15 protein-coding genes and 1 pseudogene are annotated in these 13,924 nt (G+C 57.9%); 11 read left to right on the forward strand and 5 right to left on the reverse strand.

Annotated features, from left to right (window positions below; translation table 11 throughout):
- Together VTU_RS29970 and VTU_RS29975 are read right to left on the reverse strand one after the other, a co-directional pair.
- On the reverse strand, positions 1 to 291 hold a 291-nt coding region (locus VTU_RS29970; RefSeq protein ID WP_010109574.1), incomplete at its 3' end, for an AAA family ATPase.
- Between the two features lie 2 nt (positions 292 to 293).
- Positions 294 to 1,189: pseudogene (locus VTU_RS29975) on the reverse strand (NAD kinase).
- Positions 1,190 to 1,217: 28 nt separating this feature from the next.
- On the opposite strand from VTU_RS29975, the gene hrcA reads away from it, so the two are divergent.
- Positions 1,218 to 2,222, forward strand: coding sequence for a heat-inducible transcriptional repressor HrcA (hrcA, locus tag VTU_RS0122530; RefSeq protein WP_010109575.1), 1,005 nt, complete (start codon positions 1,218 to 1,220; stop codon positions 2,220 to 2,222).
- A gap of 392 nt (positions 2,223 to 2,614) precedes the next feature.
- On the opposite strand, the gene VTU_RS0122535 is transcribed toward hrcA, so the two are convergent.
- Positions 2,615 to 3,658: a S49 family peptidase gene (locus tag VTU_RS0122535; protein ID WP_236610841.1), complete on the reverse strand. Its 1,044-nt coding sequence runs from the start codon at positions 3,656 to 3,658 to the stop codon at positions 2,615 to 2,617.
- A 305-nt stretch (positions 3,659 to 3,963) separates the two neighbouring features.
- Here VTU_RS0122535 and VTU_RS0122540 point away from each other — a divergent pair, with 305 nt between their 5' ends.
- From VTU_RS0122540 to VTU_RS0122585, 10 genes are all read left to right on the forward strand, one after another.
- Positions 3,964 to 5,568 (forward strand): flavin monoamine oxidase family protein, encoded by a 1,605-nt coding sequence (locus tag VTU_RS0122540; protein WP_010109578.1) that lies wholly within the window; start codon positions 3,964 to 3,966, stop codon positions 5,566 to 5,568.
- A gap of 10 nt (positions 5,569 to 5,578) precedes the next feature.
- The gene (locus VTU_RS0122545; RefSeq protein WP_029554660.1) at positions 5,579 to 5,998 is read left to right on the forward strand and encodes a c-type cytochrome; all 420 of its coding nucleotides are present in this window, start codon (positions 5,579 to 5,581) and stop codon (positions 5,996 to 5,998) included.
- A gap of 4 nt (positions 5,999 to 6,002) precedes the next feature.
- A complete protein-coding gene (locus VTU_RS0122550) occupies positions 6,003 to 6,509 on the forward strand; it encodes a RidA family protein (protein ID WP_010109580.1) in 507 nt (168 codons plus the stop codon).
- A 340-nt stretch (positions 6,510 to 6,849) separates the two neighbouring features.
- Positions 6,850 to 7,878 carry a glycosyltransferase gene (locus VTU_RS0122555; RefSeq protein ID WP_010109581.1) on the forward strand — a complete coding sequence of 343 codons (1,029 nt, stop codon included), beginning with the start codon at positions 6,850 to 6,852 and terminating at the stop codon, positions 7,876 to 7,878.
- Positions 7,875 to 9,020: an FAD-dependent oxidoreductase gene (locus tag VTU_RS0122560; protein ID WP_010109583.1), complete on the forward strand. Its 1,146-nt coding sequence runs from the start codon at positions 7,875 to 7,877 to the stop codon at positions 9,018 to 9,020. Before VTU_RS0122555 ends, VTU_RS0122560 begins: the two co-directional genes overlap by 4 nt.
- A complete protein-coding gene (locus tag VTU_RS0122565) occupies positions 9,017 to 9,796 on the forward strand; it encodes an NAD-dependent epimerase/dehydratase family protein (RefSeq protein ID WP_010109585.1) in 780 nt (259 codons plus the stop codon). Before VTU_RS0122560 ends, VTU_RS0122565 begins: the two co-directional genes overlap by 4 nt.
- A 47-nt stretch (positions 9,797 to 9,843) precedes the next feature.
- Positions 9,844 to 10,626 carry a sugar phosphate isomerase/epimerase family protein gene (locus tag VTU_RS0122570; RefSeq protein WP_236610842.1) on the forward strand — a complete coding sequence of 261 codons (783 nt, stop codon included), beginning with the start codon at positions 9,844 to 9,846 and terminating at the stop codon, positions 10,624 to 10,626.
- Entirely contained in the window at positions 10,623 to 10,979 is a 357-nt protein-coding gene (locus tag VTU_RS0122575; protein WP_010109587.1) for an EamA family transporter, read from the forward strand. Before VTU_RS0122570 ends, VTU_RS0122575 begins: the two co-directional genes overlap by 4 nt.
- 15 nt (positions 10,980 to 10,994) lie before the next feature.
- Positions 10,995 to 11,726: a glycosyltransferase family 2 protein gene (locus VTU_RS29980; protein WP_236610843.1), complete on the forward strand. Its 732-nt coding sequence runs from the start codon at positions 10,995 to 10,997 to the stop codon at positions 11,724 to 11,726.
- 149 nt (positions 11,727 to 11,875) lie between these two features.
- Positions 11,876 to 13,297 carry a hypothetical protein gene (locus VTU_RS0122585; RefSeq protein ID WP_138928012.1) on the forward strand — a complete coding sequence of 474 codons (1,422 nt, stop codon included), beginning with the start codon at positions 11,876 to 11,878 and terminating at the stop codon, positions 13,295 to 13,297.
- A 5-nt stretch (positions 13,298 to 13,302) separates the two neighbouring features.
- Here VTU_RS0122585 and VTU_RS0122590 read toward each other — a convergent pair whose 3' ends face one another.
- Both VTU_RS0122590 and VTU_RS32095 read right to left on the reverse strand, forming a co-directional pair.
- On the reverse strand, positions 13,303 to 13,545 hold the full coding sequence (locus tag VTU_RS0122590; protein ID WP_010109591.1) for a 2Fe-2S iron-sulfur cluster-binding protein: 243 nt from the start codon (positions 13,543 to 13,545) through the stop codon (positions 13,303 to 13,305).
- On the reverse strand, positions 13,545 to 13,924 hold a 380-nt coding region (locus VTU_RS32095; protein WP_010109592.1), incomplete at its 5' end, for an oxidoreductase C-terminal domain-containing protein. The genes VTU_RS0122590 and VTU_RS32095, both read right to left, overlap by 1 nt.

Below are 13,924 nucleotides of genomic sequence, written 5' to 3' on the forward strand. Positions count from 1 at the left end.
CACCGTGCGCCGCAGCAGCAACAGATCGTCGGCGTCAAACCCGGCTTCCTCCAGCCAGGGCCGGACGTGCGCCGGGCAGTCGAATTCCGCGCAGATGTCGGTCCGCAGGGCCCCCTCGCGCACCACGCCGGCGTCCGAGCGCGCGCCCAGCGCCAACTGCAGCGCGTCGATCAGAATCGACTTGCCGGCGCCGGTCTCGCCGGTCAGCACCGTGAAGCCGGACTCGAGTTCCACAGGCTCGAGCGCCTGAACGATCACAAAATCGCGCAGCGTGATCCGTCTGAGCGCCATGGTCAGGAGCCTCCTTCGTTCCAGCGCAGCTTCTTGCGCAAAGTGGCAAAGTAATTCCAGCCCAGCGGATGCAGGAAGCGCACGCAATGCTCCGAGCGCTTGACCAGAATGCGGTCGCCATGGAGCAGCGAGGCGAGCGACTGCATGTCGAAGTTGGCACTGACGTCCCGACCGGACACCACTTCGACGGCGACCTCTGCGGCGTCCGAGAGCACGATGGGGCGGTTGGACAGGGTGTGCGGCGCAATCGGAACCAGAACCCAACCCGGAATCGACGGATGCAGCATCGGCCCCCGGCGGACAGCGCGTAGGCCGTCGATCCCGTGGGGGATGCAATGATGAGCCCGTCGGCACGCTGGTTGGCGACGAAGTGTCCGCCCACCTCGACGCGCAACTCCACCATGCCCGAGGTTGCCCCCCTGTTCACGACGACGTCGTTCATCGCAAGGGCCTCGAAAAGCACCCGCTCGGCGCGCACCACGGCCGCGCGCATGAGCGGCCTCGAATCCTCTGCGTACTCTCCTTCGAGCATGGGGGGCAGGGTCGTCTGGTAAGTGTCGAAAGGAATGTCCGTGATGAAGCCCAGCCGCCCCTGGTTGATGCCGATCAGCGGCGTCCCGAATCGGGCGAGCCGGCGACCGATGCCAAGCATCGTCCCGTCCCCCCCCACCACCAGGCCCAGATCGCACCGCGCCCCGATATCGTCCACGGACAGCGCGGGGTAATGCGTCAACCCGGTGTTGCTCGCCGTCTCCACCTCGAGCGCAACCTCGCAACCCTGGCATTGCAGAAAATGCGCGATGTCTTCCAGCGCCTGGCACGAGCTGTCACCCGAGTAACCCGCAGATGAAACCTGGTACTTGCCTATGAGCGCAACATGGCGGAAATTGGACGTCATCGTGAAATTACATCATTAAAATCGCCCAATGCTCGATGATCGTGCCAAGTTGTTGCTCAAAGCCCTGGTCGAGCGCTATATCGCCGACGGGCAGCCCGTCGGGTCCTGGACCCTGTCGCGGGCGTCCGGAATCGACCTCTCGCCCGCGACGGTGCGCAACGTCATGGCCGATCTCGAAGAACTGGGCCTGATCGCCAGCCCGCATGTTTCTGCGGGCCGCATCCCCACGGCACGAGGCTACAGACTGTTTGTTGACACGATGCTGACGGTGCAGCGCGATCCGCTGACACCGCCGCAGCTTGCGCCCGAGCAGCCGCAAAAAGTGATTGCCAACGCGGCCCAACTGCTCTCCAACCTCTCCCAGTTCGTGGGCGTCGTGATGGCGCCGCGGCGGACATCCGTTTTCCGCCACATCGAGTTTCTGAGGCTTTCGGAGCGCAGATTTCTGGTGATCATCGTCTCGCCCGAAGGCGACGTTCAGAACCGGGTCATCTTCACCGACGTGGACTATTCCCAATCGCAACTCATCGAAGCTTTCAATTTCCTGAATGAACATTACGCGGGCCTTGCCATGGAACAGGTGAGGGAGCGTTTGAAATCGGAGGTGGACCTGCTGCGCGGCGAGATCGTCACGCTCATGCAGGCCGCGGTGAACGCCGGCTCGCAGGCCCTGTCCGAAGCGCAGGACGAGGTCGTGATCTCCGGCGAGCGCAATCTGCTGGCGGTGAGTGATTTTTCCAACGACATGGGCAACCTGCGGCGCGCTTTTGACCTGTTCGAACAGAAGACGCAAATTCTGCGGCTGCTCGACATCTCCAGCCAGGCCGAAGGCGTGCGCATCTACATCGGGGGGGAAAGCCACGCCATGCCTTTCGAGGAGTTTTCCGTGGTCAGCTCGTCCTACGAAATCGACGGCAAGATCGTCGGCACCCTGGGGGTCATCGGGCCCACGCGCATGCCCTACGACCGGATGATCCAAATCGTGGACATCACCTCCAGACTGCTCTCCAACGCGCTCAGCCTGCGCGGGTGAACAGCCCCTACAATACGGCGCTCGGGTTCGTGCGGGAGACCGCAGGGGCCTTGGCTGGTAATAGGGCGTTTTGGGCCGTTAGCTCAGTTGGTCAGAGCAGAGGACTCATCGAAGTGGTGACCCTGCCGTGAAAGCGGCAGCGGAAAAACCGGGTGAACTCAGGGAAACCGTCAGTCAACCCGTTGACCCGGCAATCCTGAGCCAAGCTCACTGAAGGCAGATCGAAAGATCGGTAAGTGAGAAGGTGCAGAGACTAGGATGTGAGGAGCCAATCCAATAAGCATCCCTGGAGCGCCCGGCACCCGAACGCACGGAGCAATCCGTGGCGCGGGTGATGAGATAGTCCGGGGAACAGGGAAACCTGTGCAAACCTGAATCCTTTGGTCGTTGGTTCAAGTCCAACACGGCCTACCAAAACGCAAACCGCGCAACCGCCACCGGGGCGTTGCCATGCGCAAATCAGCGCAATTGCAGTGCGGACGCGCCGAGCGATTTGGCGACCCCCCGCCCACGGCAGCGCCAAAACGCTTGACCAGCCGCTCGGCCACGTTTTCCCGGCGCGTGTAATCGATGATGTCCTCGGCCTGGACCACTTCGCGGGCCACGTAATCGAGGCTGCCCAGCTTGTCGGCCAAGCCCATTTCCACCGCCTGCTGGCCCGTCCAGAACAGGCCGCTGAAGGTCTCGGGCGCGGCCGTCTTGAGGCGCTTCCCGCGCCCCGCCTGCACCACGGTGATGAACTGCTGGTGGATCTGGTCGAGCATGGTCTGCGCGTAGGCGCGCTGCGTTTCAGTTTGCGGGCTGAAGGGGTCGAGAAAGCCCTTGTTCTCGCCGGCGATGAGCAGGCGGCGCTCCACGCCGAGCTTTTCCATGGCGCCGGTGAAGCCAAAACCATCCATCAGCACACCAATGCTGCCCACGATGCTGGCCTTGTCCACGTAGATGCTGTCGGCCGCGACGGCAATGTAGTACGCCGCCGAAGCGCAGCTCTCTTCCACCACGGCGTAGATCGGCTTGTGGTGCTTGGCCTTCAGGCGCACGATCTCGTCGTTGATGATTCCGGCCTGCACCGGGCTTCCGCCAGGCGAATTGATGAGCAGCACCAGGGCCTTGGAGCCATCGTCTTCCAGCGCGCTGCGCATGGACGCCACGACGAACTCGGCGCTGGCATCGGCGCCCGAGGCGATCTCGCCCTTGATGACGACCACGGCCGTGTGCGGCGCGCTCTTGCTCGTGCCGGGCGCTGCCTGGCGCATGGCGGCAAGCGCCACGGCGGCAATCAGCACCAGCCATGCAAGGCGAAAGAAGATTTTCCAGCGGCGGGTGCTGCGTTGCTCGCCCAGGGCCGCAAAGGCCAGCTTTTCCAGCGTGGCGCGCTCCCAGCCGGGTTCACGCGATGAATCGTTCACAAAAATACTCCTGAATTCTGGTCCCATCAGAGACCTTGAAAGGGCTGGCGTTCCGCGGGCCGCAAGCTGCGCGCAGTATGCCAGTGCAAGCATCTACCGGTGGCACCGGTCGCGAGAAATCCCCATTGGAACAGCGCCACTGTCGCGTAGTTTACGCCGACGCACCAAGCCGATGCAGCAGGGGCGTCCGGAACGCACGCCAGAGTGCGGATTTTCCGCAAACGATCCAGCGCTGCCCGTGGCGCCGGGCGGATTCTTTGCATGGCATGTGTCTTGCTAGGTTGCACTCGCAGGCTTTTTCAAAAATTCTTGAATATTCGTGAGGTGGTGCAATGGTGCAGATGGCAACGAAATTCTCCAAACGGCAGCTTCTTCTTGCGCTCGGAAAGACTGCCGGCGCAGCGACGATGTACCAGGCCATGACGACATTGGGGTTTGCTGCGCAGTCCAATTACAAAGGCGCGCCCAACTTGGCGGGCGCTCCCAAGGGAACCCGCGTTCTCATTCTGGGAGCCGGTCTTGCAGGCATGGTGGCCGCGTATGAATTGCGCAAGGCGGGGTATACGGTCAAAATCCTTGAATACAACCAGAGGGCCGGTGGCCGCTGCTGGACGATTCGTGGGGGGGACAGCTACACGGAACTCGGCGGGGCGACGCAGAAATGCAAATTTGATCCCGGGCTATACATCAACCCCGGGCCTTGGCGGATACCCTATCACCACCATGCGGTGCTCGGCTACTGCAAGCAGTTCGGTATCCGGCTCGAACCCTTCATCCAGGTCAACTACAACGCCCTGGTGCATTCCACCAAGGCATTTGGTGGCAAGCCGCAAAAATACCGGGACATTCAGGCCGATTTTCAAGGCCATACGGCAGAACTGCTCAGCAAGGCGGTGAATGCCGGGGCGCTCGACCAGCAATTCTCGGCGCAGGACAGGGAAAAATTGCTCGACGCAATGCAGCACTGGGGCGGGCTGACGCAGGAGAAAACCTACCGGCCGTCGCTGGAATCCAGCCTGCGCCGTGGTTTCAAGGTCGAACCGGGGGGCGGACTGATGCCGACCCATGAATTTTCAACACCAATGGACCATCAGGAGTTGGTCGATTCAAAGTTGTGGAAAAGAATAGTCGATGGCCAGGAGCTTGAATTCCAGAGCAGCATTTTTCAGCCGGCAGGCGGCATGGACATGATTGCCAAGGCATTTGAACGCGAGACAAAAGGACTTGTCCGTTACAACGCGAAGGTCGTGCGCATTCACCAGGACGATAAAAAAGTCCAGGTCAGCTTCAGGAACAGCGACGGGACGGGGGCCGAGCAGGTTGAAACGGCCGACTGGTGCGTCTGCACCCTGCCGCTGTCGATTCTGAGCCAGATTCCGCTGACGGCAAGCTCCAGCATGCTTGCTGCGATCAACGCCGTGCCCTATGAGGGCTCGGTGAAGATCGGGTTGCAGTTCAAGCGCCGCTTCTGGGAGCAGGACGAACATATCTACGGCGGAATCAGCTATACGGATACCCCCATTCAGAAAATAGCCTATCCAAATACGGATTATGGCAAGCCCGGGAAAGGCGTCTTGCTCGGGGCCTACGTGTGGGGGGCCAATGCCTTCGAGTTCACTGCCATGTCTCCGGCGCAACGGATTCGCAAGGCGGTGGAATACGGCGGTCATTTGCACAAGCAATACGCCGAGGAATTTGACAACGGCGTTGCCGTTGGCTGGCACCGGGTTCCCTGGGTCCATGGTTGTTATGGCAAGTGGAGCGACGAGGCGCGTGAAAGGCATTACAAGAATCTGTGCCAGATCGATAACCGCATCGTTCTTGCCGGTGAACATGCATCCTTTATTCCGGCCTGGATGGAGGGCGCCGTCCTGTCGTCGCTCGATGCCATCGAGCGTCTGCACACCATGGTCGTTGCCACGACGAAATCAGCATAAGGAGCATCTCATGTCATATCGATCCATGCGCCGGGCCCTTGCGGCCATTGCTTCCTTCCTGAGCGTTGCAGCCATCGCCCCGGACGCGGCGTCTCAGGAAGCGCCCCCGTTTTCTTCAGGAAAAGAATTCATTGCGCAAACGGGGCAGCAGCTCTACCAGACGAGCTGTCAGGGCTGTCATATGGCCGATGGCAAGGGGGCCCGTGGTGCGGGCACCTACCCCGCATTGGCGAATAATGGAAATCTCCAGGTTGCCGAGTTCATTGCAATCGTCGTGATGCATGGAAAAAACGGTATGCCCGGCTTTCGTGAATACATGAGCGACGCGCAGCTTGCGGACGTCATGAACCATGTGCGCAGCAGTTTCGGAAATAATTACGATACGGGCATCACCGCGGATTTCGTCAAAAAGCTTTCATCCCACAAGTAAAGGAGTGTATATCGTGCATAAATTGTTTGCGGTCCTCGCCGTCACCGGGGCGGTATTTTCCACGGGCGCCCATGCGCAGGGCGTCATCCGCCACAAAATCCCGGGGTCGGACTTTCCGATATCTCTGGCCATCGAGGTCCCTCCGGGACTGACTCTGGTGAATCTGAGCGGCGCCGTCCCGGACGTCGTCGATGCCAAGGCGGATGCCAACAGCATTGCCGCTTTTGGTGACACGCAAGCCCAGGCCATCAGCGTGCTCAAAAAGATCGAGGGAACCCTGAAGTCATTGAATTTGGGCATGTCCGACGTCATCAAGATGCAGGTTTTTCTGGTGAAGGACCCGGCGCTGGGCAAAGTGGATCTTGCCGGATTCATGAAAGGGTACAAACAATATTTTGGTACTGCCCAGCAGCCCAACTTGCCGACGCGCTCGGCCTTCGAGATTGCCGGGCTCGCCAATCCCGGTTGGCTCCTCGAGATCGAGGTGAGCGCGGTCCGTCCCCCAAAATAAATTAGCGCGTCTTGGTGTCCTCCGCCTCGGCGGAACCAAGGCGCTGGGGTTCACTGCCCCGATGGGTGTCCCGTTGGCCGCAGCGCCTCGCCAGCGAGCCGGGTCGAGCGCGCGAGGCCGTTGCCGCCGCCCGGCGCGGCACGTCATCCAGCGGCGTGCGCTGCGACCCAAACGCACCCCGTCGCGCCGCCGCTATCCATGAACCCGGTTTGCCCGCGAGCCGCATGCACGGTGGTGTATGATCCGCGCCGTGCCTCTGCTCATGATCCGACAGGCCGCCGGTGGGCGCATGCAATAACAAGATTCCAATAGGTAATGAATAAAAAATCCGAGGAGCCAAATGGACTATTTCCCGGTTTTTCTTTCCGTTGTATACGTCATACGCAACCACGAAAAGCACCTCGAAGGGATTTTGAAAAATGCAACAATGCAACTGGCTCCACTGGTCAGCGACTATGAACTCATCGTCATTGACAATGCCTCTGATGATCAGAGTCTCATCATTCTCAAGGAGCTTGCCAATCAGACAGGTCTGCCCAACCTGCAGGTGTACGCCCTGACCAAGGAAGTCGACAATGGCACGGCATCCTGGGTCGGCCTGGAAAATTCCCTTGGTGATTTCATTGCAGTCATTGATCCTTTGACGGACGATATCTCTTTTCTCCCGCAAATGCTGGACAAGGCAGCGAGCGGCGTCGAAGTGGTTTTTGCCAGAAACACACAGAAACCAAGGCAAAACTTCCTGTACGAAGCAGCCCACACCGTGTTCAACGGATTCTACAAGGTGTTCAGTGGAGTCCATTTGGAAAAGGAAGCTCCACAGTACAGGATGCTGAGCAAGCGCGTGGTGAATTTCATTCTCCAGCACCCACAACCTGCGATTACCTACCGGCACCTGCCTGCCACCGGCGGGTTCACCCGCTCCAATATGGAATACTGCAGCCCGCCGCTTGCCCCGCAGGCAAAGAGGATAGGCGAGAGTATTGACCGCGGAATACGCCTGCTCATTTCTACGACCGGCGCGCCCATGCGGCTGGTCACCGTCCTCTCACTATTTGGGGCCGCTGCGAATTTGGTTTATTCGCTCTACGTCGTGGCAATCGGCATCTTCAAAACCAATGTCGCGCCTGGCTGGGTCAGCCTTTCCCTGCAACAGTCCGGAATGTTTTTCCTTATTTCTCTGGTATTGCTGGTCCTCGGAGAATACATGCTCCACATGACCAGCCTTTCAAACGAAGGGCCGCTCTATCACGTAGGACAGGAATTCACGAGCGTCCGGATGACGCGCCGTGGAAAACTGAACGTCGAAGAAGTCACTTCGTCGCAATTTCCGTCCCCGGAGATGGCCGCGAAGCAGTTGGTTCAATGATGCATGCGACGGGGAAATTTGACGCGGCGATCATCGGCGGCGGCTTTTATGGTTCGACAATAGCAATATATCTGGCCCGGCAACGGGGCTTCAAGCGCGTCATCCTGATTGAAAAAGAGCCGCAGCTCCTGGCCCGTGCGTCGTATCACAATCAGGCACGCGTGCACAATGGCTACCATTATCCCCGGAGCTTTACCACGGCTTTCAGGAGTCGGGTCAACATGCCGCGATTCGTGCAGGACTGGTCTCTGGCCATCAAACGGGACTTCACGAAGCTCTACGCCATAGCGCGGCGCAACTCCAAGGTCACTGCCAAGCAATTTGAGCGTTTCTGCCAGGAGATCGGTGCAAAAACGATCCGCGCCAACAACGAGTTCAGGGGTTTGTTTTCCCCCCAATTGATTGAAGAAATTTTTCTTGTCGAGGAATACGCTTTTGACGCCAGACTGCTCGCGCAGTGGGCAGAGCGCGCGCTGTGTGAAAACAATGTTCGTGTTCTGCTCAAAACAAGCGCGACTTCGATCAACAGGTCCGCCGGGGGCGGGGTGAATCTGGCGCTGCACGATGGCAGCGGGAAGGAAGAATTCATTGACTGCCAGTACGTCTTCAATTGCACCTACAGTGGTCTCAATCAATTGCATGGAGACTACCCCGGAACGCAAACCGGATTAAAGCACGAAATAACGGAAATAGCCCTGGTCAAGGTGCCCGCGGAAATCGAGAACATGGGAGTGACCGTGATGGATGGTCCTTTTTTTTCGATGATGCCATTTCCGGCCCGCGGCCTGCATACCCTTTCGCACGTCCGCTACACGCCCCACCTCAGCTGGGAAGACAAGCAGGGGCTGGACCCCTATGCACAATTGGCAAGCCATGATCGATCCACGCGGTCTGATCGCATGATCAGAGACGTTGCCAGATACATCCCGGTCGTCAAGAATTCCCGCTACGTTGACTCTCTTTTCGAAGTCAAGACCGTGCTGCAAAAGAATGAGGGCGACGACGGAAGGCCCATTCTTTTCGAGAAGTACCACGAATTGCCAGGGTGCTACTCGATCTTGGGTGGAAAAATCGACAATATCTATGACGTATTGGAGAAGCTTGAGGCCGAAGACTTCTCCCTGACCCAGGACGCACCATGAAAACTGCGCTGATTGGTTTCTCCGGATTCGTCGGCAGCACCCTGCGGAGGCAAGCATCCTTTGATGCGCTCTATCGATCGAACAACATCCAGGATATTGCACACAAGGAATTCGATATGGTGGTCTGTGCAGGAGCGCCTGCGCAGAAATGGTTGGCCAATCGGGAACCTGAAGCCGACAGGGGAAAAATAAATTCCCTGATGCACAATATTGAAACCATAAAGTGCAAAAACTTCGTTCTGATCAGCACCGTGGACGTATTCCAGAACCCCATGGAAGTGGACGAGGAAACCCCGGTGGATGAAAAGGGATTGCATGCCTATGGCCAGCATCGCCGGCATCTTGAAAAATTCGTTCAATCCCGGTTTCCCTGCCATCTCGTCCTGAGGCTGCCCGGATTGGTCGGTCCGGGGCTGCGCAAGAACGTTATTTATGATCTGCACAATGAGAACAACCTGCATGCGATTGAGAGCCGGGGGGTTTTCCAGTTCTATCCCATGGTCAATTTGTGGTTCGACATACGGGCGGCACTGCGTGCCGGATTGAAATTGGTGCATCTCACCGCCGCCCCTGTCAGCGTCGAAGAGCTTGCCCTCCACGGTTTCGGCAGGGACTTTGAACAGCATTTGGCGGGCGTCCCGGCAAAGTACGACATGAGAACATGCCATGCCCCGGTTTTCGGGACCGAAGGTGCCTATCAATACGGCATCCGTGAAACCATCCAGGCGATCCGGGCCTACGCGCAATCGGAACCCGTTTCCAGGGCCGCCCCATGAGGATCGCGATATCCAACATCGCCTGGGACGTCGCCGAGGACGAGGCTGTGGCCCGGCTGCTTGGCGAGCATGGCGTGGACGCGATTGACGTCGCCCCAGGCAAGTACTTCCCGCAGCCGGAAAAAACAAGCGACGAAGAGATTGCCCGAGTCAGGGATTGGTGGAGCGAACGCGGCATCCAGATCGTGGGCATGCAAGCCCTCCTGTTCGGGACGGCGGGAATGAACGTGTTTGGCACGGCCGAATCCCGGGATGCGATGCTCGGGCACCTGTCTGCGATCTGCCGGATAGGAAGCCGGCTAGGCGCGACCAAGCTGGTTTTTGGATCGCCCAAGAACCGTGACCGGTCGGGACTGGATGATCGGGACGCCGCAGCGCTGGCGCTCTCCTTTTTCCAAAGGCTGGGGGAGATAGCGCAGGGGCATGGGGTTACGGTCTGCCTCGAGCCGACTCCCCCGTGCTACGGAGCCAACTTCATGCGAAACAGCGACGAAACCGCGCACATCGTCCGTGCGGTCGCGCACCCCGCCATCCGCATGCAGTTGGATACCGGTGCGCTCGTCACCAATGGGGAATGCGCTGCAGACGTGCTCGCGCGCTGCGCGCATTTGATCGGCCACGTCCACGCGAGCGAACCGGAATTGGCGCCGCTTGGAGATCGGGGAACGGACCATCGCGCCATGCATTCAGCCTTGGTGAAATTCTTGCCCCAGCATGTGCTGACGATCGAAATGCTGGCGACCAAGAGCGAGCCGCATTTGCTCTCCATCAAGCGCGCATTGGATTTTGCAAACAGCACTTACCGATCGCAGCAGGGGGCTATTGGATGAAATGGATCATTCTCTTGCTGGGGATTGCAGCCAACAGTTCGGCGAGTCTGCTCGTGAAGATCGCGGTGATGCCTCCGAGAAAATTTCCTACGCTTTCCGACCCCATGTCCGCATTCACCAATTGGCCATTCTGGTTGGGGCTGGGTCTGTACGGTGCGGCCTTTCTGTTGTATGCCGCTGCCCTGGCAAGAATCCCCCTGAACGTTGCGCATCCGATACTTACCTGCGGCGCAGTGGCAAGCGTCGCGTTTCTGTCCATGATAATTTTCAAGGAACCTTTTCACTGGATTACCGTGACGGGCATACTCTTGGTCATTGCCGGTGTATTTCTCATTTCATCCCGCGTTGCATGACCCATCATGACGAGCATGTCCAAAATTTCTCCTGAAGAGAGGGCCGCTTGGCAGGTTCCCGGTTTTGATACCCCACTCTGGTTGGGGCGCGAGCACCCTTGGTGCGTTGTCGTCCCGGTGATCAATGAAGGGGAGCGCATCAGAAGCCTTTTGCAGCGGATGCAGGCATGTGCCATTTCCAAGGTGGCGGACATCATCCTTGTTGACGGTGGAAGCCAGGATGGCTCCACGGACCCCAGGGCCTTGAAGGATCTCGATGCTCGGGGTTTGCTCGTAAAAACAGGCCCGGGAAAACTCAGCGCGCAACTCCGGTGCGCGTATGCCTTTGCGCTCGACCAGGGGTACGATGGAATCGTCACCATCGATGGAAATGACAAAGACGACCCGGAAGCGATTCCACGCTTCATCCAGGCTTTGGCGGGGGGCGTGGATTTCGTGCAAGCCTCCCGTTTCATTCCGGGAGGCATCGCGGAGAACACGCCTGCATTCCGGCATTTTGCCATCCGGCTCATCCATGCACCGTGCCTGAGCTTCGCCTCGGGCTTCCAATGGACAGATACGACCCAGGGATTCAGAGCCTATAGTCGAAGAATGCTTCTGGACCGCAGGATATCTCCTTTCAGGGACGTTTTTTCTGCGTATGAGCTACTGGCGTATCTGTCTTGCAAGGCGCCGCAGGTCGGATATAAATGCCTGGAAATCCCGACAAGCAGAAAATATCCGACGGGCGAAGTGCCCACCAAATAAGCAGCTTCAGAGGAAATCTTTCCGTCCTTCTGACGCTGCTGCGCGCTTGCTGCGGAAAATACGATGCCTGAGGCACGACAAATGCAAATGAACAAGAACCTGCCGGACAAAAAAATAGTGGGTACAGACTGAATTTCGTCCTCGGATTCGTGCTTTTTGTTTTTATCATACTGGCAGCAAGATACCAGTATTTTCTGCTGAATTATATCGAGTGGGGGGATGAGTCAGAGACGATCGTCACGGCCAAGATGATGGCATCCGGGCAATCACTGTATTCTGAAATATTCAACCACCACGGCCCACTGACATTTTTTCCAGGCGTGACGCTGGAGTTGTTTGGCGATTTCGGGGTCCGTGGCCACAGAGTTCCGACAGCCATTCTTCAAATAATCAGCATTCTTGCAATATATTGTTCATCAATATTCAAAAACAACATCACAAGATTGACAAGTGTTTTCTACGCAACATTCACCATAATTTTCCTCATGCCCAAACTCCTTGGGCATATGTACACGTATCAGGCGCTCACTGGGCCCCTTCTTCTGATAATATTGTTCGTATACACGTTTCCTTCGATCATCGATCGAAATCTGTTGACCGCTCCCAGGGTTTTCACCGGATCCCTGCTCATTGCCAGCCTTCCTTTCCTTGCAAGCACCTATGCTCCGATTGCTGCCATCCTGTTTCTGATTTCACTGCCGCGCTCGTACGTCAAGGCGTCCGTAGCCGGAGCATTTCTGGGAACGGCAGCGAATCTGCTTTTTCTCATCTGTTATGGATCACTGAAAGGTTTTTTGGCGATCCATTTTTATTTGAACTATGGAATACTCCCGGAGTACCTGGACGTCATTTCGTCTGCGTTGGCCAGTCTGTCAGGAAAAACCGACATCATAGGTCCATTTCTGATGTTCAGCATCATCGGGCTGTTGGCCCTGGCTTCCCATGAAAAGAAAATGCCATGGCGATCCATACTGCTGGCAATCGGTATCGCAAGTTTGCTCATCCGGGGCATTGATTTTCACGGACTTCCCTATTATTATGCCTTTATCGGAATTTCATTGCTGCCGATCCTGAAAATAAATGAATTCATCCATCCTGTAAAGCTCGGTGCCTTGTTTTTCATTTTGCTTTGCAGCGCAAGAGCCTCACTGCTTCTCCCCGGGGACCGGGAAGAACTCGTTGCCCGGAGAATACCTGCCGAAACCGAATTTTCCCGCTTGGTAAAAAAATATACCGACAAGAATGACAAAATCATTGCCTATTCCTTTGACAATTTCCAGTACATAGCCGCCGACAGGCTGCCGGCATCGGGTCATTTCTTCTATCTTCCCTGGCAGGAAAAATACAGTGAAAATCCAAAATTCGGAATCAACATTGACGCCTGCAAGGAAATAGCCGAATACCGGCCGAAGATCATGCTGATCAACAAATGGAAAGTATGGGGCCTTTATTCTTGGGACAGCTACGGGGGCTGCATCCAGAAGATCGTAGACACCCATTACACGCAAGTGCCTGATCGCCCGTTCTACATAAGAAAAGACATTTCCGCCGCAGAAACACGCACGCCATAGGCAGTTCAATCCTGCGGTGCCAGTTCGACCTGTAGTCGCCCGGTCTGCGGCTGCAGCTGGATCTGGCAACTCAGGCGCGATGCGCCCGCGCGGTAATGTTCGGACTCGGTCAACAGGTCCAGTTCGTCCTCGTCCGGCGCCCCGACGCTGCCATAGCCCCCGTGCACGTACACATGGCAGGTGGCGCAGGATCTGGCGCCGCCGCAGGTCGCTGCCACCGGCAGGCCGCGGGCTCTGAGAACCTCCATCAAACTGGATCCAGGCGGATTTTCCAAGTGGTGCACGCGGCCTTTTCGGTCCGTGGCTTCGATCGTGACGGGATGGGGCATGGCGGGAATTCTTTGGGTCGGGGAGGAATCCGGGGCGCGCACGGCGCAGGGGGGCGGTCGCGGATTTCGCGCAGGCTCAGGCCGGCGTCAGCCAGCCAAGCCGGGTCAAAGCAGCGGCGCTGCGCAATCAGCTTCTTCGCAGCAGCGAAGTCAGAGGCCGCGTTCACGCACTGCACCGCAGTGACGCCGTCGGTGGCGTTCTGGAACACCACGCTGAAACTGCCGCTGGCGGGGTCACCGCGCAGAATCTGGGCGTCACCGGGCCGTGGCAGCCCGGCCATTTGCAGCTTGGTGTCGA

The organism is Verminephrobacter aporrectodeae subsp. tuberculatae At4 (genome assembly GCF_000193225.1).
GTDB lineage: Bacteria > Pseudomonadota > Gammaproteobacteria > Burkholderiales > Burkholderiaceae_C > Acidovorax > Acidovorax aporrectodeae.

Bases quoted from the DNA above. Each gene is read 5' to 3' on its own strand.
- hrcA (WP_010109575.1), top strand. From the start codon at position 1,218: ATGCTCGATGATCGTGCCAAGTTGTTGCTCAAAGCCCTGGTCGAGCGC.
- VTU_RS0122560 (WP_010109583.1), top strand. From the start codon at position 7,875: ATGATGCATGCGACGGGGAAATTTGACGCGGCGATCATCGGCGGCGGC.
- VTU_RS0122545 (WP_029554660.1), top strand. From the start codon at position 5,579: ATGTCATATCGATCCATGCGCCGGGCCCTTGCGGCCATTGCTTCCTTC.
- VTU_RS0122565 (WP_010109585.1), top strand. From the start codon at position 9,017: ATGAAAACTGCGCTGATTGGTTTCTCCGGATTCGTCGGCAGCACCCTG.
- VTU_RS0122590 (WP_010109591.1), bottom strand. From the start codon at position 13,545: ATGGAGGTTCTCAGAGCCCGCGGCCTGCCGGTGGCAGCGACCTGCGGC.
- VTU_RS0122535 (WP_236610841.1), bottom strand. From the start codon at position 3,658: ATGGGACCAGAATTCAGGAGTATTTTTGTGAACGATTCATCGCGTGAA.
- VTU_RS0122575 (WP_010109587.1), top strand. From the start codon at position 10,623: ATGAAATGGATCATTCTCTTGCTGGGGATTGCAGCCAACAGTTCGGCG.
- VTU_RS29980 (WP_236610843.1), top strand. From the start codon at position 10,995: ATGTCCAAAATTTCTCCTGAAGAGAGGGCCGCTTGGCAGGTTCCCGGT.
- VTU_RS0122555 (WP_010109581.1), top strand. From the start codon at position 6,850: ATGGACTATTTCCCGGTTTTTCTTTCCGTTGTATACGTCATACGCAAC.
- VTU_RS0122540 (WP_010109578.1), top strand. From the start codon at position 3,964: ATGGTGCAGATGGCAACGAAATTCTCCAAACGGCAGCTTCTTCTTGCG.